The organism is Pseudoalteromonas sp. 1181_04 (assembly GCF_052850545.1).
In genome coordinates this window covers 131,817-157,008 of the sequence record NZ_VXCS01000001.1, presented here as the reverse complement: position 1 = coordinate 157,008, position 25,192 = coordinate 131,817, and the positions used below count along the sequence as shown (strand labels likewise).

The 25,192-nt window shown below is 40.0% G+C and carries 18 protein-coding genes; 13 read left to right on the top strand and 5 right to left on the bottom strand.

The features are described 5' to 3' along the window. Window positions 1–52: 52 nt before the first annotated feature. The 4 genes from FW757_RS00720 (at window position 53) to yghU (ending at window position 6,876) form a co-directional block, all read left to right on the top strand. Window positions 53–736 (top strand): type 1 glutamine amidotransferase domain-containing protein, encoded by a 684-nt coding sequence (locus FW757_RS00720; RefSeq protein WP_149980845.1) that lies wholly within the window; start codon window positions 53–55, stop codon window positions 734–736. 103 nt (window positions 737–839) lie between these two features. Next, the gene (locus FW757_RS00715; protein ID WP_145237407.1) at window positions 840–1,436 is read left to right on the top strand and encodes a rhomboid family intramembrane serine protease; all 597 of its coding nucleotides are present in this window, start codon (window positions 840–842) and stop codon (window positions 1,434–1,436) included. 794 nt (window positions 1,437–2,230) lie between these two features. After that, window positions 2,231–5,524: a ligand-binding sensor domain-containing protein gene (locus FW757_RS00710; protein WP_446440743.1), complete on the top strand. Its 3,294-nt coding sequence runs from the start codon at window positions 2,231–2,233 to the stop codon at window positions 5,522–5,524. 512 nt (window positions 5,525–6,036) lie between these two features. Then, on the top strand, window positions 6,037–6,876 hold the full coding sequence (gene yghU, locus FW757_RS00705; RefSeq protein WP_446440742.1) for a glutathione-dependent disulfide-bond oxidoreductase: 840 nt from the start codon (window positions 6,037–6,039) through the stop codon (window positions 6,874–6,876). Between the two features lie 44 nt (window positions 6,877–6,920). Here yghU and FW757_RS00700 read toward each other — a convergent pair whose 3' ends face one another. Next, the gene (locus FW757_RS00700; protein ID WP_182767472.1) at window positions 6,921–7,424 is read right to left on the bottom strand and encodes a DUF6622 family protein; all 504 of its coding nucleotides are present in this window, start codon (window positions 7,422–7,424) and stop codon (window positions 6,921–6,923) included. Between the two features lie 361 nt (window positions 7,425–7,785). Between FW757_RS00700 and FW757_RS00695 the strand changes: the two genes are divergently transcribed. After that, window positions 7,786–8,385, top strand: coding sequence for an FMN-dependent NADH-azoreductase (locus tag FW757_RS00695; RefSeq protein WP_149980849.1), 600 nt, complete (start codon window positions 7,786–7,788; stop codon window positions 8,383–8,385). Between the two features lie 219 nt (window positions 8,386–8,604). Beyond that, window positions 8,605–9,033 carry an OsmC family protein gene (locus FW757_RS00690; protein ID WP_145237444.1) on the top strand — a complete coding sequence of 143 codons (429 nt, stop codon included), beginning with the start codon at window positions 8,605–8,607 and terminating at the stop codon, window positions 9,031–9,033. 107 nt (window positions 9,034–9,140) lie between these two features. On the opposite strand, the gene FW757_RS00685 is transcribed toward FW757_RS00690, so the two are convergent. Continuing rightward, window positions 9,141–9,752 carry a flavin reductase family protein gene (locus FW757_RS00685; RefSeq protein ID WP_145237753.1) on the bottom strand — a complete coding sequence of 204 codons (612 nt, stop codon included), beginning with the start codon at window positions 9,750–9,752 and terminating at the stop codon, window positions 9,141–9,143. Window positions 9,753–9,846: 94 nt separating this feature from the next. Here FW757_RS00685 and FW757_RS00680 point away from each other — a divergent pair, with 94 nt between their 5' ends. Further along, a complete protein-coding gene (locus FW757_RS00680) occupies window positions 9,847–11,160 on the top strand; it encodes a DASH family cryptochrome (RefSeq protein ID WP_446440741.1) in 1,314 nt (437 codons plus the stop codon). Window positions 11,161–11,240: 80 nt separating this feature from the next. Here the strand turns inward: FW757_RS00680 and fucP are convergent, their stop codons facing one another. After that, window positions 11,241–12,548 (bottom strand): L-fucose:H+ symporter permease, encoded by a 1,308-nt coding sequence (fucP, locus tag FW757_RS00675; RefSeq protein WP_145237450.1) that lies wholly within the window; start codon window positions 12,546–12,548, stop codon window positions 11,241–11,243. A gap of 288 nt (window positions 12,549–12,836) precedes the next feature. On the opposite strand from fucP, the gene FW757_RS00670 reads away from it, so the two are divergent. The 6 genes from FW757_RS00670 to FW757_RS00645 all read left to right on the top strand — a co-directional run bounded on the left by FW757_RS00670 (window position 12,837) and on the right by FW757_RS00645 (window position 19,463). Beyond that, entirely contained in the window at window positions 12,837–13,994 is a 1,158-nt protein-coding gene (locus FW757_RS00670; protein WP_220493207.1) for an ROK family transcriptional regulator, read from the top strand. Between the two features lie 462 nt (window positions 13,995–14,456). After that, window positions 14,457–15,422 (top strand): carbohydrate kinase family protein, encoded by a 966-nt coding sequence (locus FW757_RS00665; RefSeq protein ID WP_446440740.1) that lies wholly within the window; start codon window positions 14,457–14,459, stop codon window positions 15,420–15,422. Between the two features lie 169 nt (window positions 15,423–15,591). Continuing rightward, entirely contained in the window at window positions 15,592–17,103 is a 1,512-nt protein-coding gene (locus FW757_RS00660; RefSeq protein WP_446440739.1) for an FAD-binding domain-containing protein, read from the top strand. After that, window positions 17,096–17,248, top strand: a complete 153-nt coding sequence (locus FW757_RS00655; RefSeq protein ID WP_446440738.1) for a DUF2256 domain-containing protein — start codon at window positions 17,096–17,098, stop codon at window positions 17,246–17,248. The genes FW757_RS00660 and FW757_RS00655 overlap by 8 nt, the downstream gene beginning before the upstream one ends. Window positions 17,249–17,389: 141 nt before the next feature. Continuing rightward, entirely contained in the window at window positions 17,390–17,944 is a 555-nt protein-coding gene (locus FW757_RS00650; protein ID WP_182758542.1) for a TFIIB-type zinc ribbon-containing protein, read from the top strand. Between the two features lie 376 nt (window positions 17,945–18,320). Beyond that, on the top strand, window positions 18,321–19,463 hold the full coding sequence (locus tag FW757_RS00645) for a N(5)-(carboxyethyl)ornithine synthase (RefSeq protein ID WP_446440737.1): 1,143 nt from the start codon (window positions 18,321–18,323) through the stop codon (window positions 19,461–19,463). A gap of 80 nt (window positions 19,464–19,543) precedes the next feature. Here the strand turns inward: FW757_RS00645 and FW757_RS00640 are convergent, their stop codons facing one another. Both FW757_RS00640 and FW757_RS00635 read right to left on the bottom strand, forming a co-directional pair. Further along, window positions 19,544–19,807 (bottom strand): biotin/lipoyl-containing protein, encoded by a 264-nt coding sequence (locus tag FW757_RS00640; RefSeq protein ID WP_149980857.1) that lies wholly within the window; start codon window positions 19,805–19,807, stop codon window positions 19,544–19,546. A 28-nt stretch (window positions 19,808–19,835) separates the two neighbouring features. Further along, the gene (locus FW757_RS00635) at window positions 19,836–25,157 is read right to left on the bottom strand and encodes a DNA repair ATPase (protein ID WP_446440736.1); all 5,322 of its coding nucleotides are present in this window, start codon (window positions 25,155–25,157) and stop codon (window positions 19,836–19,838) included. Window positions 25,158–25,192 lie beyond the last annotated feature (35 nt).

Genomic DNA, 25,192 nt, shown 5'->3' with positions numbered 1-25,192 from the left:
TAGTAGTTAGTAAGATAAATTAAAAATTTAAATCATCAGAAGGAATATGGTTATGGCTAAAAAAATACTTATGGTTCTTACCTCTCATGCAGAGCTTGGCAATACCGGTCATAAAACGGGCTTTTGGGTTGAAGAATTTGCGGCTCCTTATTATGCATTTATTGATGCCGGTGCTGAGGTTACACTCGCATCAGTAAAAGGCGGGCAACCACCGATTGATCCAAATAGCGCCGCACCTGATGCCGCAACAGATGCTACAAAACGTTTTGATAACGACAGTGCAGCACAAACATTGATGGCCAATACAAAAGCGCTTGGTGATGTAAATGCCAGCGACTTTGACGCCGTATTTTACCCAGGCGGTCATGGCCCATTATGGGACTTAGTTGACAATACAGACTCAATTTCATTGATTGAAGACTTTATCAAAACAGAAAAGCCTGTTGCAGCTGTTTGCCACGCAAGTGCCGTGTTTTTAAATGCTAAAAATTCAGATGGCAGTGCATTGGTTGCAGGTAAGAAAGTAACTGGCTTTAGCAATAGTGAAGAAGCCGCAGTGCAACTTACTGACATTGTTCCATTGTTGGTAGAAGATGAGCTAATCAAAAAAGGCGGTGATTACCAAAAAACGGATGATTGGGGTGTGCTCGCATTAGTCGATGGCTTATTGATCACCGGTCAAAATCCTGCCAGTTCTGAGCTTGCAGCGCAAAAACTGCTAACCCAATTAGGCTAATTCTTTAATATTGTATCTAAAGCCTTGCTTAACCCAGCAAGGCTTTTCAATTAAGCATCAGGATAGGTATACTCAGTCAAACATATTTAAAATTAAGTGATGTATGGCAAACCCAAAAAGCTCTTTGAGCATTCCTCCTCTAGTCAGTAAACGCTTTACGCTTATTGGTATTATTTTATTGTGTGTTTTACTGCAAATTATTAATAGCTTACCAGGCGTTAACTTAAATGGATTAGGTATTTACCCTCGCAGTCTAAGTGGCTTAACGGGTATTTTTTTCGCGCCTTTTTTACATGGCGGCTGGGCACATTTACTTAGTAACTTAATCCCATTTGCAGTGCTTGGCTGGCTAGTCTGCCAATATAGCGTCAAACGGTTTTGGGCTGTATTTATCTTTACGGCTGTGGTTGGAGGATTACTGGTTTGGCTATTTGGTCGCGCTAATATTCACGTTGGCCTGAGCGGTGTACTTTATGGCTTGTGGGGCTTTTTAATTTGCTACGGCATTATGCATCGGTCATTTAAGGCCATTGCTATTAGTGTCGCGGTGGTATTTTTATATAGTGGTTTAATTTGGGGCGTTTTGCCACAGCGTCCCCATGTGTCATTTGAAAGCCACCTGTTTGGCGCACTCGCTGGTATTCTTATTGGCTATTATTTAGCAAAACAAGATAAGAAAAGCGCAAGTTACAAGCTTTAAAGTTAGCAAGGTTAAAGATAAAATATTAACCGTCATTATCTCGGATTAATTCAATTTGCGCTTTCTCAATTTCGGTTAGCGCTTTATATCCTAGAGGATAAGGCCAACCATAACCCCATCTAAATGTTGTTGGAGAATATGGACTACCGCCAACACGCACACCGCGAGCATGAGTTGTGCTATTTACACCTCGCTTACTTCAGCTACACATTCACGAAGTCCATTATCAACAATATGCCTTTGCTCATACGTACCATCTTGGCAATAACTATAATCGTGGGCGGTACAGCAAAATAACCATAATTATTGCTGAACAGGTAACAAACTTCGAGTAAATTAGGGGCGCTCAATCGATATGGAACCAACTTTAGCTGCAGGTTTGTTTTATCCCGAGTCTGAATGAAACCGCAATCTTGTATTAGTGATTTCAGCATTTTGCTAGCTATTAATCAGATATCGATACTGCTAAATTATTATACTTTGTCAATAATGTTGAGCCTTTTTAATGATTAAGCTACTTAAATTTACTTAATAACTAACTACACTCGGTTATAGAACCTATAATTAAAGCAATACCTTAACAAGAAACTATTTCTTCGTGTATAACTCTCAAAGTATGATTATGAATCGAAGCTGCTATTTTCCTAGCGTAAACGATGGCTCAACAGGTAAATAACTACAATCAAGAGTAGCTATTAGCTGATTATTACTCTTTTTAAGAATTATTTAGCCATAAAACATAGTAGATCGGAGTCCTATTTTTGACAAAGATAATTAAACACCTGAGCATAGTTTTGTTAGCACTCATATTTGCAATGTCATTTGCTTTTGCTAACTCGCCATCAGTTCATTTTGAACGTCTATCTATCAAAGATGGCTTACCTCAAAGCAGCGCGAAAGCGGTGTTACAAGATCGTAAAGGGTTTTTATGGGTTGGTACTGAAGAGGGTTTGGCCCGTTATGATGGTTATGAGTTTAAAGTTTTCAAAAATAGTTTAGATAATCTCCACTCACTCTCAAATAATTATGTAACTGTTCTTTTTCAAGATCAACAGAGCGATCTTTGGATCGGCACCAGAGGTGGTGGCCTAAATCGCTTTAGCTCTACAACTGAACAATTTACGCATTATCGCCATCAAGCAACAAATCTAAACAGTTTAAGTAATGATACCGTGCATGCTGTTACGCAAGATAAACAGGGAAATATTTGGGTGGGGACAGACGGTGGAGGCCTTAACCGTTTTAATCCTGTCACCGAACAATTTACTCATTATCGTCATCAGCAAGCAAACTCTGCAAGCTTAAGTGATGATGCTGTTAGTGTTATTACTGAAGATCAACAAGGAAACCTATGGGTAGGCACGTGGAGTGGCGGCTTAAATCGTTTTAATCCTATCACTGAACAATTTACTCATTACAAACACCAAGCAACAAACCCTAATAGTATAAGTAATAATGCTGTCAGTGCCATTCTTGAAGATAAACAAGGTAATCTATGGGTAGGAACAAAGGGTGGCGGCCTTAATTATTTTAATATCACTTACGATAAATTTACTCGCTATATCCATAATGCAACTGTGCCCAAGAGTCTGAGCCATAATGAAATAGCAGCCATTACCGCAGATCAAGAAGGTAACCTTTGGTTAGGAACTTTAGGTGGTGGACTCAATTATCTCAACTTAAAAACCCAAAAATTTACCCACTATCGCAATCAGACAACAAACCTAAATAGTTTAAGTAATGACAATATTCGAGCCATCACTTATGACCAACAGGGTAATCTTTGGATAGGAACCGATGGCGGCGGACTTAATCGCTTAAACTCACTTACTAAACAATTTGCTCACTACCATCATCAAGCTAATAAACCCAACAGTTTAAGTAATAATATAATACGCGCTATTACCGAAGACAGTCGAGGCATACTGTGGGTAGGAACTTGGGGAGGCGGTTTGAATCGCTTTGATTCCGTCACCGAGCAGTTCTCTCATTACCGTTATAATGAAGATGATCCCAACAGTTTGAGCGACGATAAAGTCTATGCCATCACTGAAGATCGCCAAAATAATCTTTGGATAGGCACTGATGGTAATGCCCTTAATCGTTTTAATCCAATGACAGGGGAATTTACTCACTATCGTCATGATCCTAGCAATGCTAACAGCCTAAGTGATAATGCGGTTAGTGCCATTACTGAAGACCAGCATGGCGATCTTTGGTTTGCCACGTGGAAAGGTCTTAATCGCTTTAATCCAATTACGGAGCAATTTACTCATTATCGCTATCAAGCAGATAACCCTAATAGTATAAGTAATGACAGTATTCGGGTGATCACTGAAGATCAACAAGGTGATCTTTTGCTAGGGACTTGGAAGGGCCTTAATGTTTTTAATCCAAACACCGAAAAATTTATTAATTACAAACATCAGCCAACAGATCCTAGCAGCTTAAGTAATGACACTGTCTACGCGATTACCGAAGATCGAAAGGGAAATATTTGGATAGGTACCGCCAGTGGCCTTAACTTATTCAACAAAACTACCGGTAAATTCACTCGTTTTCTGAAAAAAGATGGCCTACCTAATAACGTTATTTATAGGATTGAAGAAGACAATAAAGGCAGTCTTTGGCTGAGCACAAATCTTGGTTTATCTAACTTTGATTTTAATACAAAAACATTTAAAAATTACAATATGGATGATGGATTACAAAGTAACGAGTTTAATGCTGATGCATCATTTAAAAATAAACGCGGTGAATTATTTTTTGGCGGGATCAATGGTTTTAATCGTTTTTTCCCCGATAAAATAATCAGTGATACCCAACAACCAAAGGTTGTTATTACCGATATGTTACTATCTAACCAATCCGTACCTATCAGCAATGTAGTACCATTAGATAAAAAATCAGACATAATTAAAAACACGCCTAATAGTAGCTATTCTTTAGAAAAACCAATTCACTCCACTTCTGCAATCACCTTAACTCATCAACAAAACCTTGTAACATTTGAATTTAGTACACTGCATTTTTCCAATCCCAAAAAGAATCAATATGCCTATAAAATGGAAGGTTTTAATGAAAAGTGGATCACAACTACTTATAAAAACCGCCGCGCAACATATACCAATTTACCAACCGGCAATTATATTTTACGCGTTAAAGCCAGCAATCCATATGGCATTTGGAACGAAAAAGGAGTAGCCCTTAAAGTCACTGTATTACCACCGCCATGGCTATCATGGTGGGCATACTCATTTTATTGCACGTTACTCCTGTTCATTATTTGGCTATTTGTGCGCGCGCAACGCAAAAAAGTCATATTTATAAAGAAGCTAAATGAGCAATTAGAAATTAAAGTGGCTGAACGGACACTAGGTTTACAAAAAGCGAATGAAGAACTAGCTAAAATTACTGTAACCGACGAACTCACAGGGTTAAATAACAGACGATTTGTCGCTAATAATTTGCAAACAGACATTGACTTAGTACTACGAAAATATCGCACTCATGATCAAAATAATGATATTGAAAATCATAGTGAATCAGACTTAATCTTTTTTATAATCGACCTAGATCACTTTAAACAAATAAATGATCTTTATGGTCATGCCGCAGGTGATAGCGTATTAATGCAAATTAAACCTATTTTAAAACACGTTTTTAGAAATACCGACTATCTTGTGAGGTGGGGAGGTGAAGAGTTTTTAGTAGTTGCCCGCTTTACCGACCGAAAAAATGCACCGCTACTTGCGGAAAGACTAAGAGCATCGTTTGAAATGCATAATTTTGTCATAGATGACGGAACTATTATCAAAAAAACATGCTCAATTGGCTATGCTAGTTTTCCTTTTTCAATAAATAATCCCGAAAGTTTAAATTGGGAACGAGTTGTCGATATTGCCGATCACTGTTTGTATGCAGCGAAAGAATCAACAAGAAATGCTTGGGTAGGACTAAGCGACATTGATTGTTACGATGATAATTTATTTGTAGCCATCACTGAAAAAACGCAGCAATTGATCAACCTCGAGCAAATAAAAGTAGAGTCTTCAATTCTTAAACCGGATAAAATAAAGTGGCATTAATACACTTTTGTTTACTCCATTAAATAGAGTTAAGTAGTTGCAGGTTTATCTTCTAATTATACAAAAAACACTTAAAAAATAGCCGCGATGTAAACCAATAAACACACGATATGCTTATTACGTGGCGTGGCAGTTTATATTATACCTTATGATCTCAGCGTCATTGTCACTAATACAACGGCGTGATCAGTGCTTTGGTGGTCATGCTCAATCAAGGGATGGTCGTAGTTGTACGAATGAGCTCTGCAGCTCTGCTTAGCTCATATTTAATAACATTACTCATTGATATGTGGTAACGCAATTGTCGTTCAAATTCATAGAAAGTATTCAGTGGCTCAAAGATTAAATGTCGTAATTTAAAGCTGAGTAACGGAGACAACATAAACATTGCATCATCTAAATGATCTTCATATTACTCATGAAAGTTATCTTTGCTTCCCTTGCTCTAAATGATCAACTAGGATGGGTTGTTCGTAACCTTAATTAAAGTAACCAACGTTTAAGGAGTTTTGATGAGTAACAGCGAAAACTATACCCCGCCTAAAGTATGGCAGTGGGACGCGGAAAGTGGCGGTGACTGGGCAAAAATAAATCGACCAATTGCAGGCGCTACGCACCAGCAAGATTTACCCGTTGGTGAGCACCCTCTTCAGCTTTACTCACTGGCAACCCCTAATGGCCAAAAAGTCACCATCATGCTTGAAGAACTGTTAGAGCTTGGTATCACTGAAGCCGAATATGATGCGTTTTTAATTAAAATCGGCGATGGCGATCAATTTGGCTCAGGCTTTGTGGGTGTTAACCCTAATTCAAAAATTCCAGCGCTGATGGATCACTGTACGACCCCTATAACGCGAGTGTTTGAGTCAGGTGCTATTTTACAATACTTAGCAGAGAAGTTTGATGCGCTAGTGCCAAGCGACCACACCAGTAAAACCGAATGCCGTAACTGGTTATTTTGGCAAATGGGATCAGCACCTTATTTAGGCGGTGGTTTTGGTCATTTCTATGCCTATGCACCACACAAAATGCAATATCCTATTGACCGATTTACGATGGAAGTTAAACGCCAGCTAGATGTATTAAACCGCCATTTAAGTGATCATGATTACATGGCTGGTAGTGACTATTCAATCGCAGATATTGCTATTTGGCCATGGTATGGCTCGCTGGTATTGGGATATTTATACGACGCCGCCGAGTTTTTAGATGTTGAATCATATACCCACGTGATGCGCTGGGCAAAACAGATTGAACGCCGCCCTGCAGTAAAGCGTGGTCGTAGAGTTAACCGGACTTGGGGCCCAGAAGATGAGCAACTAGCCGAGCGCCACAGTAAAAGCGACTTTTAACGAAAACCTAACAGCGCGATTAGTATGACTAACCGCGCTGTTACTTATGCTGGCTGTAAATCTATTTGGTTATCTCGCGCCTGCAGGATCTGTAAGCCGCGAGCTAAGAATATGCCACTTAAAATACCGTAAATCGCGCTGACAATAACCATAAATTCTGTACTTTGCGTAACTGCTAGTTGTATTGCCAACATCACTCCAACACAATATTTAGTAAAGAAAATGGCCATTATTAGTATAAATGGTACTTTGCTACCAGGTATATGAAACACATGCTGCTCACTTATGTAGCGCACTCCCTTTGGCAAACCGAATTGACGAGCGACTCCCCAACCAAGTACTAAACACACAAACCAAACTGCTAATGCAATTACACCAGAAAATGCGGAGTACACCCCAAAAACTGACAGGCCAGCCATTGCGACAGGTAACACACAAACACTGCGTAACGTGACCTCTCTTGCTCGGGTTTGTTTGACACCAAGCACAATCAGGCCGGCAAATAACGCGAACACCCACAGCGGTGTATGTTTAATTATATCAATCACTAAACTTCCTTTTTATTGTTGTTATTGCTTATTGTATTAGTGCCTTGAGCTTAATCTTATTTAAATAATTAATAAAGTTACAATTACATTTTTTTAACCTTTATATACGTAGCAAGCTTAATGTGCCATCTCGATGCTAACTTAGAGAATAGTAAAAGGCGACGACAAACAAATATCGCAGAGTGTAATCGCCATCATTTCAGTAGTAGCAAAACAACAGCGCAATTTGATAACCAAAAACCACTCAGCAGCAAACTAAAACATTCTCTTAAATCGAATGGTTAAGCCATTAAATTGCATTGTTAATTTGTAATATAAAAGGATATGCTCTTATTAGTAATTTACAATTAAAGGAACGGCTATGAAGAACGTATTATTAATCAACTCATCACTCAACGGTGAAAACGGTAATTCACATCAGCTTAGTGAACAGTTCATTGCTGAGCTTACACAAAAAACTGACATTACAGTGACTCGTCGGGATGTTGCCGAAAACCCATTACCACACCTAACTCAAGCTGAAATGGGCGCATGGATGACAGAGCCTTCAGAGCGTAGCGATGAGCAAAACAAACTGGCTGCTATTTCTGATGAGTTGGTCACTGAGCTGCAAAATAATAAGCTCATCGTGATGGGCGTCCCTATGTATAACTTTGGTATTCCATCTACATTAAAAGCGTGGATCGATCGTGTTGCTCGCGCAGGCATTACGTTTAAATACACTGAAACAGGCCCTGTTGGGTTAGTTGAAAATACTAAAGTAGTTATTCTTGCTGCTCGTGGCGGTATGTACTTAGGTACTGATATGGACACGCAAACTAAGTATCTAAAAGACTTTTTTGCATTTTTAGGCATCAAAGATGTGGACTTTATTTATGCTGAAGGCCTAAATATGCCTGGTGGTGATGACAGCAAAAACGCCGCTAGTAAAGAAATTTCAGATTACGTATCGGCACTTTAATTTTTTGATAAACAAGCGGTCAGTAAGGATCGCTTTTTAGTTAGCCATGCTGATTTCATTTATTACACATTCTTATCGTCAGTGGATCCGTGTAACTCAACATTCAATACTTTTGTAAACTTGGTGCTTATGTTGCAACACTCTCTATAAACCGCCCATTTCGCTATGCAAAGGTGAAATCTTTTCACAGTTAGCGAAATTATTACAAAGGAGATGAGTATGACGATTAAGAAATCTGCACAATCACATTGGTCTGGCGATATTAAATCTGGTAAAGGTCAAATTAGCACCGAAAGCGGCGCTTTAGATAATCAGCCCTATGGTTTTAATACGCGCTTTGAAGATAAAGCGGGCACTAACCCAGAAGAACTAATAGCTGCGGCGCACAGTGCTTGCTTTAGTATGGCGCTATCACTTGCGTTAACTGAAGCAAATTACGTTGCTGATGATATCACCACCAGTGCAGTGGTTAGTTTAGATGAAGTGGATGATGGCTTTGAGGTTAGTCATATAGCCTTAAGTGTAGAGGCAAAAATTGCCGGTATTGCTGAATCAGAATTTAAAAAACTGTGCGAGCAAACCAAACAAGGCTGCCCTATCTCAAAATTAATGAATGCTGAGATATCTCTCACTATGGCACTCAACTAAGCTAAAAAATTAACCGTATATAAGCCAAGTAATTATTACTTGGCTTTTTACTGCACGGTTTTTACTATACGTAAAAGGTATAAACATAAAATAACGTAAAATTTCAGCTAAATCTCTGGCCTAGCCAAGCTAAATAAATCATGCGTTGTCGTAAAGTAATCTCCGCCCATTTTACCAACGGTATTTAAAGCTCTTGGGTCAATATAGCCGTTAACAAGTACACTTTCATCAATATAAATACCAACTACATTTAATAACATCATTTGCCCGCCACCTGCTTGTTCAGAAATAGTGACCACGTCACGTAAGCTACATTCATAACGAACCTTAGCTGCTGCCACCCCCAATGGAGTTACTGATTGACTTGCACATGATGCGATCCCCACAGCCGTAAATTCACTAGTTTGCGAAGAAAAATTACCGCAACTTTGATTCATTTGCTCCACCAGATTATGACTGACCACATTGATAACGCACTCTTTTGTGGCCAGTAAATTGTTTAAGGTATCCTTGTTTTGATTCTCAGCTGGATTTACCTGAGTCACACTCAACACTGGCGGGTTTACACTTGCCACGGTAAAAAATGAATACGGCGCAATATTCGCCACGCCATCACTACTTAACGTGCTTATCCATGCGATAGGCCTTGGCGTGATCCCACCAACCAATTTACTGTATGCCCCTTTTTGCTCGTCAGGATCAGTTAAATCAAAATACATCATCACCTCATTAAATTTAAACTCATTAAACTAAACGCCTTTTCACTTTGTTACGTATTAAAGACAAAGTAAATGAAAAAAACGCTTTATTACTATGACACACTCTTTGTACTGGTTTACTAACGATTTACGACTAAGCGATAACGCACTAATCTCTCTTGCTGCAAAGCAAGATACAGCACTTAGCTTTGTATATTGTGTTGACCCTCAATGGTTTAAAAGCAATCACCATGATTGCCAATCAATGGGACAACATCGCTGGCAGTTTTTAGCGCAATCTTTACAACAGTTAAACAATACTCTGAGAGACTATGGGCAACATTTAGTGATCTACCATCAAGCTGCTCATGAGGTGATTGAACATTATTATCACCATCACAACGTGCGTACTCTATATTGCAGTGAACAAATTGGTTACGATGAGCAGCAAACGCTACTCAATGTAGCGAAAAATCATGGTGATCTTGTTATTAAACAAGCTAATACATTTACCTTATATGACAACCAGCAACTTCCTTTTACTATTAATGAACTGCCAGCAACATTTAGTCAATTCAGAAAGCTAATTGAGCAAACAACGCCCACTATCAATACACTTTTAGATCCTCCAGAGTACATAGCCAGACCTTTAATTGCTCCAATGCCTTGGCCAACTACATTGCCTAATGTCAGTAAAGAACGAGCGTTATTCGCAGGTGGTGAACAAAGTGCGACTGATCACCTAGCTGATTACTTTTCAAGTGCTAATCCATCTACCTACAAAGAAACTCGCAACGCTTTAGCTGGTATTGAAAACTCAACCAAGTTTTCTCCTTGGCTTGCTAATGGCTGCATTAGTGCTCGGCAAATAGTCAACGCTTTGCGTAATTATGAGCACATTCATGGCGCAAACGACTCAACTTACTGGATTTATTTTGAATTACTGTGGCGTGAATACTTTCAACTATACAGCCTGCGTTATGGCAATAAGTTATTTTCTTTTGCCGGAATTACAAAGCGTAAGCCACTAACCAGTTTTTACCCACAGCGATTTAAGCAATGGTGCACAGGCACAACACCGTATCCCATTGTCAATGCATGTATGAAACAGCTGAATAAAACCGGCTATATGTCAAATCGTGGCCGGCAATTAGTTGCAAGCTGCTTGGTAAACGAGCTCAAGCTAGATTGGCGCTTTGGCGCTGCTTATTTTGAACAACAACTGATTGATTACGACGTGGCATCTAATTGGGGAAATTGGCAATACCTTGCAGGTGTTGGCGCGGATCCTCGCTCGGGTAGGCATTTCAATTTAGCAAAGCAAACCCAAACCTACGATGCTAATAATCAATTTATTAATCACTGGCAAGGTGATGAGGTACACGCCATAGACTCGTTAGATGCCGCAGATTGGCCGTTAAGCAGTTAATAATGCTTAAAGAATAGCGGTGGTGAGAATAAAAGTTGTAGCACACAAAACCGAGCCTTTAAGACTCGGTTTTGTGCATTTTAGCAAGGTGCAACATTATTAAATGTTCTAATTTTTGTTTTTAAATCAAATGCTGCATAACCAGCCACAATAATAAAACAGCCTGCTGGCACAATATAAGAAAAAGCGACACTGAAGGTATCAATAAATACAGCCTGTACCACGGGTACTATTGCTCCACCTAAAATAGCCATTACTAATCCGGCAGCACCTAACTTTGCATCATCGCCTAAACCATGTAATGAAATTGCGTAAATAGTGGGAAACATTAACGATAAACAAGCCGATATACAAACTAAAGCCCAAACCCCACTTATAGTTGGCATTTGCACCATATATAAACATAATAGCGTCGCAATTACAGAGGTTGCCATTAATAGTTTTGCTGGTCTAATAAATCCCATAAGCCATGTCATCACAAACCGAGAGAACAGAAAAGTGATCATACTGTATTGCAAAAACGTTCCACCGGTCACTTCGTTTGTATCAAGTGCTTCCATAACGTATTGAATGGTAAAGGTCCATACACAGGTTTGCGCTGCAACATTAAAAAACTGCGCAATAACGCCAAAGCGATAATGTGTATTTTTAAATAATCGTTTAAAGGTTGCACGAAAATCGACATGCTTAGATACCTTTTTTTGCTTGCAAAAGTTAGGTGTTTTAGTAAATGCAATTGCCAGCCAAATAAGCACAAGTACGCAAGCCATACCCACATAAGGCACCATAACCGCATCTAGTTCTGCTTTTATTACCTGAGTTAGTTGCTCAGCGCTCATAGCTGCACGCTCATCTGAGGAAGCTATATTTAGGCTAGGTAAAATAAGGGTTGCGGCTAAAAACACACCGATATTAGTACCAACAGGATTGAAAGATTGCGCTAAATTTAATCTACGGGTTGCACTTTGCTGATTTCCCATTCCCATCACATAGGGGTTTGCTGAAGTTTCTAAAATAGATAGACCACCAGCTAACACAAATAAAGCGGCTAAAAAAAAGCCGTAAGTCATTGCTTGGCTTGCGGGATAAAACATAAATGCCCCCATCGCAGCCATGCCTAAGCCTGTCAATACTCCCGTTTTGTAAGAAAAGCGTTTATTTATATAAGCGGCAGGAATGGCTAAGCAAAAGTAGGCGCCATAGTAGCTAAACTGTACAAGTGCCGATTGCACTGAAGACATAGTAAATATTTTACTAAATACTTTAACTAACGGATCAGTCATATTTGCTGCAGCACCCCATGCTGCAAAGCAAAGTACAAGCAAAATAAAGGGAACCACCATCTCCTTAGAGACAAGAGGTGTTTTTGTATGTGTGTGTGTGGTCATTGCCATGTCTCAGTTGTTAACTTTGAGTAAAGCATTTAAACAGGTAAATATCACCTCGTCAATAAATCAACTATAGTTATTTATTACATTTAACAATAATTAATTGTACTCTGTCGTTAATTTAATATTAAATGATCAGCACAGTAATAAAACCAATGCTGTCGCCAAGTATGTCCGCTCAGTGTACAATTAGTTAAGTTATTCAAGACAATAACAGATTAGACAGGAATCATTATCAAAGCTAAAAACCCTCGACTCGTCTCACAAGAAGGCCGAAGCCAATCTGGCTTGCGTGCTCACAATGAACGTCGAATTATGTCTTTAATTCGTCAACAAGGGAGTGCGCCAAAAGCCGAGATAGCACAAAAAACGGGTCTTTCTGCACAAGCCGTTACAGTTATTATCAATAGCTTGGAAGCCGAGTCGTTATTAATAAGAAAAGAGCCACAGCGTGGCCGTGTTGGCCAACCCACGATTCCGTTTGCCTTAAATCCTGATGGTGCTTTTGGCATCGGCTTAAAAGTTGGTCGCCGAAGTTATGATTTAACCTTAATTGACTTGGTCGGAAATATTCGCGCAACCTTAAATGAATACTGTGCCTACCCTACTGTAAATAGTCTGCTCACTTTTCTAGAAAAAGGTATCAGCGTACTTAAAATGAGCTTAAGTGACGAGTTAGCCGAGCGTATTCTAGGTATTGGTGTTGCAACTCCTTTTGAAATTTGGAATTGGACTGAAGAAGCTGGCGCACCAAAGAAAGTAATGAATGAGTGGAAGTCTTTCGATTTTAAACAAAGAATCAATCAGATCATCTCTCTTCCTGTCTATGTATGTAATGATGATACCGCAGCATGCTCAGCAGAGCTGAGCTTTGGCAACCCAGCTCGCTTTACTGATTTTTTATACATTTTTATTGGCACTTTTATTGGTGGTGGAGTCGTTATAAACGAAACCTTATTTACCGGTAAAAAAGGCAATGCGGGAGCTATTGGCTCATTACCAAGGCCTGTACTCAATAGTGAAGGCCAACTAACATCGCAACAGCTGATCATGCAGTCTTCGCTGTATATACTTGAAAAAATGCTTAAAGATGATGGTTACAATACCGACATAGTGTGGAGTTCAAAAGAATATTGGGGAGATTTAGGCCCTGTTTTAGATAAATGGATAGATCAAGTTGCAGATGGCCTTGCCTATGCAGCACTGTGCTCACTGGCTATTTTTGATTTTGAAGCCATTGTGATTGATGGTGCAATCCCTATCAATGTAAGAGAAAAAATAGTATTAGCAACAAAGTTAAAATTAAGCCAAGCCGATCATCGTGGCATATATCGCTGTGCCGTACAAAGCGGCTCTATTGGTGCTAAAGCTCAATCAATAGGTTGCGCTAACCTACCGTTAATTATAAATTTTTCTCAAGATAACGTCAGCCTTTCCCACAACTAGCTTCCAATAAATTTATCAAGCAGCCGGCGCTATTCGCCGGCGCTTTAATATCCTGGATTACCCGCAAATAAATTCAATTAAATAACTCCATAAACTTGTACAAAAAAATAAGTAATAATAGTTGATTTATTCCTTTTAGTTCTCTACATTCTATTTACAAATTTGCCCAAACTGGTGAGGCGGGCTGATAAAACAGCAAGTTTTTAATCACACGCAACAAAAGCAAAAAATGGTTTAGGATTTGGCCACATAATCGTAACGGGTACATCTGGTCAAAAAAGAGTGAATCTATCAATGCCATTAACCCAGCTAAGTTAGCTGGCTTGATTCGAGAAGATACATAAAGCGACGTATTTTTTGACACCAAAATCAATAACTGTCTTGGTGGTCAAGGCTTAGATTTAACCAAAGGTATCGTTTAAAACGAGACGATACCCTGACAATTTTTATAGGAATAACGTAATGGAAGTAGTTGCAATTGGTGAAGCCTTAATTGATTTACTCTCAAATGATTGTATAGATAAAACAGTATTAAGCAGCGAGCCAGGATTCACTCAATTTGCAGGAGGTGCGCCCGCAAATGTAGCTGTCGCCGTAGCAAAGTTAGGCGGTTTGAGCTCACTGCTTGGTAAGGTAGGCGATGATCCGTTTGGTCGTTTTTTAATAAAGGCACTCGATACACATAATGTTAAAACATCACATGTTAGCTTTTCTAAAAAGGGTAAAACTGCACTAGCCTTTGTCTCATTAGATGAAAGCGGTGAACGTACATTTGATTTTTACGATAAAGACGCCGCGCATTATGATTTGCAGATTTCCGATTTAACCCCCTCTTTATTTGCAGCCCCTAAAATAGTGAGCTTTTGCTCAGGCTCTTTAGCTAAGGCTCACATATTAAATACTACGTTAAATGCACTAAAACACTTTAAAGAAGCAGACTCGGTTACATGCTTTGATATTAATTTTCGACCTGCCTTTTGGGATGAACCACTTACAGCCCCATCCATTATTAATGATATAGCTAAAACGGTTGATGTTATTAAAGCAAGTAAAGATGAGCTGATAGCCCTGTATGGCATTGAGCATATTGAAACCACAATAAAAAGCTGGGTAGACAATGGCGTGTCATTGGTTTTAATGACTGATGGTGGCGAGCCAATTACATTTTCCTCATGCTCATTTAGTGGTACATATCCTTGTCCACCAGCGAATGTCGTAGATACCACAGCTGCCGGTGATGCTTTTGTAGGCGGTTTTTTATACCAAGTAGCTTCGCTAGTAAGTGATAAAAACGAATTTATTGATTGGGCCAATAATTTTGAAAAAGTATTAAAAGCAATCGACTTTGCAGCTAAGTGTGGCGCCTCAACTGTCGCAAAGTTTGGTGCATTCGACGCTTTACCAACGCAGCAAGACCTGTCTGCCTGAGCACTTACAATCAAGCAGCCTATTTGTAACCTCTATTCTAACGACTAAAACTCATATTTTTAGTTTTAGTCGTTTAACAAAATCGCTTTTAAACTACTTTTACATTTAATACGTATAAAACTATTTATGCCTAATTATTTATAAACGATACGGTTTTGATATCACCAGTATGAAAGAAAAAATAAACATAGTCTGGTTTAAACGTGACTTACGCCTAAGCGATCATCAGCCTTTAAAAAATGCGTTTAGTAATGGCCTGCCCACACTATTAATTTATAACTTTGAACCTTTACTGCTTGCCGATGGGCATTACAACGAGCGGCATTGGCGCTTTGTCTATCAATCTATTGTTGATTTAAATACCCAACTAGCTCGCTATAATAGCCGCGTGTATATATTTAATGAAGACATGCAAACCCTGCTTGAATCGCTTCACTCGCAGTTTGCAATCACAAACATGTTTAGCCATCAAGAAATAGGGCTAAACAACACTTTTGAACGTGATAAAACCATTAAAACATGGTGCCAACACCACCATATTAACTGGTTAGAGTCGCCAACCGGGGCTGTGATACGTGGCAAAAAAAATCGCCACAATTGGAACGAACGCTGGCAACAAACCATGCAAGCACCTATTGCTATACCTAATTGGAAGCAAATAAAGCCACTCACCCTTACTGACTATAAAACACCCAAGCTGCCTAGTTCCTATACGCAAGATAATGAACATTTTCAGCATGGGGGCCCACGACTTGCCCGTGAAGTAATGCAAAGTTTTTTTGCTGAACGCGGTAAGGGTTATCAAAAAGGAATATCTAGCCCTAGTTTAAGCCGTACTCATTGCTCTAGGCTATCGCCCTATTTAGCGTGGGGAAATATCAGCCTGAGGCAAGTGTATCAAATGGCGATTGACGCATACCATAGCACTCATGCTGATAAAAAAGGTTGGAAGCGCCCGCTTGCTGCATTTGTATCTCGCCTGCACTGGCATTGCCATTTTATGCAAAAGTTTGAAAGCGAATGCAGCATGGAATTAAAAGCATTAAATCCGGGGTACCATGCATTTCCATATCGTGATGACGCACAAGTTACTAGCGATATTGAACGCTGGGCACAGGGGCAAACCGGTATTCCTATTATTGATGCCTGCATGCGCTGTTTAAAAGCCACCGGTTATATTAATTTTAGAATGCGCGCTATGTTAGTTAGTTTTGTTACGCATCATTTAAATATTAGCTGGCAACATGCAAGCCTGCCGTTGGCTAACTATTTTTTAGACTTTGAACCGGGGATCCACTACCCGCAAATACAAATGCAAGCATCGGTTACGGGCATTAATACTATTAGACATTACAACCCGATTAAACAATCTGAGGATCAAGACCCGAGCGGTGAATTTATAAAAAAATGGTGCCCAGAGCTTGAAAAGCTGCCTGTAGAATACTTGCATGAACCTTGGGAGCAAACACCCATGGAAGCATTATTTAACGACTTTAAACTAGGTGACGATTACCCTGCACCGATGATTGATTTAACCAAAGCGTCTAAAGAAGCGAGAGAACGGCTTTGGCAATATCGCGAACGTATTGAGGTTAAGCGCGCTATTCCTGCGATTTTAAAAAAGCATGTAAGCATCGCCCCTAGAACAAAAAGTACCAAGACAAACCATCACAATGGCTAATAAAAAACTAACTTTACCGCAAAAAACCTGCCCCACTTGCAAACGTGATTTTGCTTGGCGTAAAAAATGGCAGCGCGACTGGGATAACGTTATTTACTGCTCGCAGCGCTGTAAACGCAGTAAAAACGAAGAGTCAACGCGCTAGCTAAAATTTGCAGTTAAACAGAACAAAGCTTTGTTATTGATTCTAAAAATACGGTAACATTATTGTTATTATTAATAATAAATAGCAAGAATTATCCTAACGGTGGTTTTTCAGGGTAAGTAAAATAAATTAAGGGATACTATGAATTGTACTAATTGTGGTAAAGGTTTACTTAAACCGAGTTTTATTGAAGGTCAATTTCGTTCGCACACATGCACGCACTGTAATGGCCACTGGATACTAATCGAAGACTTTGCAGCTTGGAAAGAGCGTAACCCAAACTTTGCATTTGCTGACAATATCTCATTCGAAGCCGACGCTAAAGACACTAAAAAAGCGTTAATTTGCCCAGTATCGGGAGTCATTATGCGTAAGTTTCGTATTTCATCAGCAACTGACCACCGTATTGATTACAGCGCACCAGTAGGTGGGATCTGGTTAGATGCAGGTGAATGGGAATTACTAAAAGAAGAAGGCTTAGCTGGTACATTGAATGCAGTAGTAACACAGCAATGGCAAAACCAAATTAGAGAGCAAAGTACCAAGCAAAACTTTAGTGACATATATGCTGATAAATTCGGCGCAGACACTTATACAAAAGTGAAAGAACTCAGAACATGGCTTAATGCACAACCGCAAAAAGCAGATTTGAGAGCCTACCTAATGGCTGAAGACCCATATTCTGCAGAAAAGTAAGCTGCTAGAAAAAGTAGGACTCGCTGTATCGAGTCCTTTCATCACAAAATACACCACAGTCATTGTACTTGTTTAATTTTCTTATTGCTGTGTTAACCGCATGCGCCACTGTTTTACTGTTATACTCAAATGCTAATACGCAGAAGCCAATCGCGGCTATGTCATATTTACTTCCGACTTGTCATTCTATGCAAGTTAACCACCTGATTTAAAACCGCTTTATATTAAAAATACTAATTTAGTAAATAACAAAACCCTTTACTAAGACCATTGTTTACAGTCAAGTGTTTCGCTTGCCTGTAAAACAGCCCACAGTTTGTTGGCGAAGTAGCATCATTCGTTTATGAACTCAGCATACTTTAAACAAGGCGATAGCATGAGTGAATTAACTATTGGCGTAATTGGTACGTCACGCAAGACAGATGAACGCCGTTACCCTATCCACCCAGACCACCTTAAGCGCATTCCAGAACAACTTAGAAAACAACTGATCTTTGAACAAGGCTACGGCGAAGCTTTTAATGTGAGCGATGCGCAAATAGCCGCATTAACCGGTGGTGTTGCAAGTCGCAGTGATATTTTAACCAAAATAGGCACCGTGATCATCGCCAAACCGGTGCTTGCTGATTTACAGGAGCTACGTGAAGGTGGAACCCTTTGGGGCTACGTACATTGCGTACAACAACGCGAAATAACCCAAGCTGCACTTGATAGAAAACTCACTCTCATTGCGTTTGAAGATATGTTTGTATGGTCGCCACAAGGCAATGTTGGCCGTCATACTTTTTATAAAAATAACGAAATGGCTGGCTACTGTGCGGTGTTACATGCACTGCAGCTCAAAGGCATTGACGGACATTATGGTGATCAGCGTAAAACCATCATCTTTAGTTTTGGTGCTGTTAGTCGCGGTGCAATTTATGCACTCAAAGCCCATGGTTTTAGAGATATTACGATTTGCATCCAGCGCCCCGATCACGAAGTACGCGAAGAGATCCTCGACTGCTATTACGTTAAAGTTCGCCAAGGCCAACACGATGAAGCACGGATGATGGTGGTTGAACACGATGGGACGCAACGGCCACTAACGGAGCTCATTAGCGAAGCCGATATTATCGTCAATGGCACTTTTCAAGAAACTGCAAACCCAGTTAATTTTGTTATTGAATCTGAAGCGGACTGCCTAAAAGCAAACAGTTTAATTATAGATGTAAGCTGTGACGAAGGTATGGGGTTCTTTTTTGCTAAACCCACCACATTTGCAAATCCGATGTTTCGCTATGAAACCGTTGATTATTACGCGGTTGATCATACACCTAGTTATTTATGGGAAAGCGCAACACGTTCAATCTCAGCCGCCATGATTGTATACTTACCTACAGTATTAGCAGGCAAGGCACAATGGCAAAAAAATGAAACCATCCGTCGTGCGATTAATATTGAAGACGGTATAATCAAAAATACTGCGATTCTAGCGTTTCAAAAGCGCCAATTAAACCCGCCTTATAATGCACTTTAGTTATTAAACATAATTAGTTTTTCAAACATCAATAAACACGCCGAGCAGCTAATCCTGCTCGACGAGTTCAACTGTAAGAGTCATTGTTCTGATGTTGTTTGCTCTCCAGCGACTTTTTCTCTCAGTTGCATCACCACTTGATCTGATATAGCTAAATCTCCTTGCTTGGCACTAAAGCTATGAACAACCCCGGCAGTGGTAGCAACCACTTCCAACACCACTTTATCAAAATCAACATCAAATAAAGTTTGGTCTCGTACTACGGCATCCCCCTCATTAACGTAAATTGCCGAAATCGTAGCCTTACCCATCATTCCTTGTAGTTCAGGTACTTTGATATCCATCTTGCTTCCTTAGTGGTTAATTTAAATGCTATTTCGCGCCCCATGCAGCAATTAATTTTTCAAACTGAGCCTGCACATTGTTATTATTGATACCTTGAGTTTGTTGGTTAATTGCATTAACAAGCTCAGTAAATGACGTTTGGTTATTGTTACTGGTAACCGCTGCAGTTAGCGCATTCACAGCCTCTTTATTATCAAGGGCTGCAAGTTGCTCAATTAACGCCTGCAAGTGTGGTTGATAGTTATTACCAGCTATAGCACGGCTTAATTGCTCTAAACTTGCCATATAAGGCGTTTGCACAAAACCATTATCAAGCGATTGCGCTATGCTACTAATTGCTTGTTTATTATCTAAACCTTGAATATTCACACCAACACTTTGCAATAACTGGCTGTAATCGTGGCTTAGGTTGTTTTTACTAAGTTTACCGGCAATCTCTTCCAGTGATTGATGCAAATAACCCATTTGCTCAACCGCCATCATCACCGGACTGCCGGCGCCATCAAGTTTATTTAAACGTACAAAGTCACCTTTAATTTGACTAAAGCGCTGCTGCTGTTCTGCGCTTAAGGTGCCACGCAGTTCACCGAGTTTAAGTAAGTTCTCTTCAGAGCCTTTACTGAGTGTTTGCGCTTCACCACGATAATGGTCACAAATCAAGTTTTCTAGCTCTTCGTCATTCATGGCAGCAACGACTTTTTCTGCCATTTTATTCATATTACGGTAGCTGCCTTGCAATTTAAATGGCGGCTCTGTGCGGTAATTATTATCTTGCGCGGCTGAGGCAATATACTGGGCGTTCACTTTTAGTACGGTATTACGAATAGTGATTAGTCGCATCAGTACCGCTTTAATTTCGTTAACTTCCGCTTGTGAATAGCCGTGTTCAAGCTCATTTAATGAAATGTCTTCGCCTTGACACATCCGCACTAACTTATATAAATCTTCCATGTTGCGGTTAGCCAATGGCGCTAATACGGCATTAGATGTTAGCGCATTTTCTATAAAGCTCATGGCAAACTCTTGCTCACACCCGGCTAAGGTATCACCAAGATTATAAATATCGGCGCGGTTTGCCAACATATCAGGAATTTTAAAGCTCTCACCAGATTCCGTATACGGGTTACCTGCCATCACTACGGCAAACTTTTTACCGCGTAAATCATAGGTTTTACTTTTACCGTTCCACACCCCGTCAATACGTCTTGAGCCATCACACAAAGAAATAAACTTTTGTAAAAACTCAGGGTTAGTATGCTGAATATCATCTAAATACAGCATCACGTTATTGCCCATTTCAAAGCTCTGATTGATTTTTGCAATCTCTTTTTCAGCAGTAGCATTAATGGCTTGAGCAGGATCGAGTGACACCTGATCGTGCCCTATCGACGGGCAATTTACTTTTACAAAAGTCAGCCCTAAACGGTTAGCAACGTATTCAACTAAGGTTGTTTTACCGTAACCTGGCGGCGAGATCAGTAATAGCATGCCCATTAAATCAGTGCGTTTGTTTTTACCTGCTGAGCCAATTTGTTTTGCTAAGTTATCACCAATAATTGGGAAGTACACTTTATTGATCAGCTGATTACGTACAAACGAGCTAAGTGGCCTGGCTTTAAATTCCTCAAGTTGCAGGCGCTCTTTTTGCGCCGCTAAAATATCACTGCGCAGTGCATGATACTGCTCAAAAGCCGGTACTTGCTCAGTGATGTATTTACGAGTTCTGGCATAAAACTCTGCATAATCAACATGTAAAGTTTGCTCTTGCACTCGTTTATGCTGCCCCATTAAACGCTCAACTTGGGTGTTTGGGGTGACGTCCAACACAGTGTATTTTAATGTTGTGGTGGCACTGAGATGCAAGTAGTTAGCCGCTTCCGCCTGCACCATCGCCGACACTTTAGGATTTTGCATGCAGTACGCATTAAGCCAACTTAAAAATAATAATGCCCGCTCATCAGTTTGCTTTACGTTTTCACAGGCCTGAGCAAGCTCGTTGCTATAACCTTTGGCTTTAGCGTCACTGCTAAACTGTTCAGCTAAATTTTTAGCTTGTTGAGAAACGATAAATAGCTGTTGCTCTGCCGTTTTTTGTTGCGCTAATTGTTGCACTAAATAAGCAGCGGCCAAGTCAGTGGATAAATCAGCAAAACGTGCAGATAATTTGCTAACTTGAGTTAAAAAGGCATTGATCTGTTCACTTAACTGCGCAGTTAACGTGCCGATAAAATTGGTCGCAGCAAAGTGTTTATCCATCAAAATAGCATTGCTCGCTTGATGGAAATATTCGTTCAGTTGTGCAGATGACAATTGCGCACTAAATAACTGCGCAATAATACGACAACTAGCCGGATAAATAAGTAAATCCAGACTATTTTTTTGCGTCAATAAGGTGTCAATAATTGCCCATGCATCGTGGTCATGAATGCCTTTTTCATAGCCTTCTTGATAGCGCGGTTCAGCAAATTTTTGCACCAGCTGCAATAATTGTTTATCTCGTTGTGCCTGCTCTAATTGTGCAAAAGTCAGCGAATGCTCACTGTTTTCACAAGCGAGTAATATTTGTGCAGCTAAATACTCACCACGATAAACCACCTCACTTTCAGAAACTAATGTTTGTTGCCACAAATGACGGCTTTGCTGTAACGTTTGTAAGCTTTTCTCATCTGTTATTGGCTCAAAATAATCAGTACCCGTTAAGTGCAGCATCAGCTGCTCGTCACGCGGCAATAAGGTTAAATCGAGTAATTGCTTATTAACACTAAAAGCGTGCTTACCAATACTGACTGTATTGCCGCCGTCAGTGAAAATATCTTGTTTATCACGTAACGAACGTATGCCCTGATCTTTACTGGCTTTTAGCTTTGATTGGATATCATCGGCACGAATTTCATCGCCTAACTCTTTAAGCTCACTAGTCAATGCACGAAGCTTGCTGATCATAGGATCGGCGGCAAAATAAGTATTTAATGCATCAAGCTCAGTAAAGCTTTGCGCACGGCGGTTAACGCCTTGCAATATACGCTCGGCGGCATTGGCTAAATTCAATGCGCGGCGCTGACGGGTATCAATTAAGCTTTGTTTATGCGCTTCAAAGCTTTCGTATACGTCATCACGTTTGGCAATGATCTCTGTCAGATATTCGTCAAAATCACTAAATTGCGATTCCAGCTCCTCAAGCTGAATAAGCAAACGTGAAAGTTGCTCGTCACACGCCTCTGGGGTTTTAGCATTATTTAGTGCGTTGGTAATACTTTGCGAAAAAAGCTTAAAGCGTGCGGCAAATTCAGCTTTAGCTTCAACACTGCCAAGGCTCTTTTGACGGATTTCAATGCTCGCTTTAGCACGATTAACCAACGCATAAACAGCACTGATATCTTCGAGGATTTGCGTGCGCACACGGCTGTCGTCGATGTCTAAATCAAGCATAGTGTGGTTAAGTAAATCCAGCTCTACACTTTGCGCATCTAACTGTGCGATATAGGTCTTCAGCTCGCTAACGCTTTCGCTTTTACTGCTTAGCTCTTCAAGCTCTTTAAGTTTTTCGTGGTACGGCGCCAGCGCGCTGTCTTGTTGTAAAAACGCGGCAGTTGCTTGGCTTACTTCAACCAGCCGTGTATCAATTTCACTTTGTAAGTTATTCAGTGCAGCAATATCTATATATTTAATATCTTCAAGGCTTATTACTTGCCCTTTGAGCATTTTTAATGCATCAATACCTTGCACAAATTGCGGTGCTACTTTAAAGCTATCAGGACGTACTTCTCGGGTTACATCAGTGTATTGCTTATTAATATCCACCAAGGCTTGCTTGGCTTTGTTTTGAATCTCGGTGACTTTTTCAAACTCATCAAGCACTTGCTCAGCGGTTTCATTGATGCTGTGTAGGTTTTGTGCGATTTTCGCAAATTCGCTTTCGTTAAGCCAATGGTAACGGTCAAAGATATTCCGGCTAAGGGCAATTAAATCTTCGTAATGAAATAAAGTCGGGCTTTGCTCGCTAATGGCTTTACAGACACTGTATAAATCAGAAATACCGCGAACTAAATCGGGGTTACCTATTTTACCAAAAAAGCTAGTAAGTGGCGGCGCATTGGCTGCAAATTCAGCCGATACAAACGGGCTTTGCCAAATTTGAATCGGATGTACTCGCTCCGCTTGGTCTTTATCGGCTTTAAAAGTCAGCGTTATACCATCGTTGTAAATAGCATAACCGTGACAATAAATTGGATTTTGCAGGTTTTTATCAATAATATTATAGGCAAATAGCGCGTAACGGCCTTCACTTGGCTCGTAAAACACGTATAAAACATCTTCGCCGTTTGGTGACTTTATATGTCGGTGAAATTCTAAATCTTCTATTTGCTCTTCAAACGAGCGTGCTTGCCCTGATTGTAAGTAGTAACCGCCAGGGAAAATAATGCCGTGATCTTCAGGTAAAGTAACACATGCACTGCCGATTGCATCTTGGCGCATGACCTGCTGAGTGCGGGTGTTATAAATAAAGTAACGCCATGTTTTTTCACGGTATGGGAGAATTTTTAGCAGCACTAAGTCGCCTACCAGCGCGTACTCAACTTCGCTGTCAGCAAGGGATTGGTTTTTATCATCAACAGCTTCTTGATAAATCCCTTCACCGGTGTCAGTGCTGTTTTCTATTTTAATGGTCAGTGAACCGCCAATGGTTTCAACAAACACTTGGTCCGCGATGTTGATATGAGCGTGGCGCCCTTCTATGTGGTTACTTCGGTCAGTTTTGAGCCATTCAAAATCATAGTCATGTGCGTGTTGAATATCACGCTCACCTCGGTTATCGATATAATTAATGGTGTTGTCTGGGTGAATTTCCCAGCGAAAAACCCGCACATCCGATAACTTGTCACCGATTTGGAATAGAGCAAATAGCTTGCCATTTTGTTGATATAAATGCTGTAGGCTGGTTTGTTTGTAGTAGGTATACAGTTCTTCAAAATCACGAATAAAACGACTATCGGTTAAAAAACGCGTTGTCTCTGGGTAAGGCTCAATTTCGTAATGGTCGTCTTGCTCCACCAACTTTTGTACACTAAATACATCACTGATTGCGGTTTCTTTTTTTAATCCCAAAAATACGTTGTAAGCAAAGATAACTTTATCGCCAATAATCACGATATCGCGCGGGGTACAATTTTGCTCCGTACGAACGCGAACACGCCCTTTTACTTGTAGATCAGTGCTACCAAACTCGTTAATACGCTGTGTATTTACATCATCTATTTGCGTTTTTAAACTAGCACCAAAATTATTTAAGCGGCGTTTAATTAAATCGTACGAGCCTTGTTCTAGCGCTTGTTGAGTTGCGTCCGTCATGAAACCTATCCTGAAATTTAATAGAAGTTAGCCGC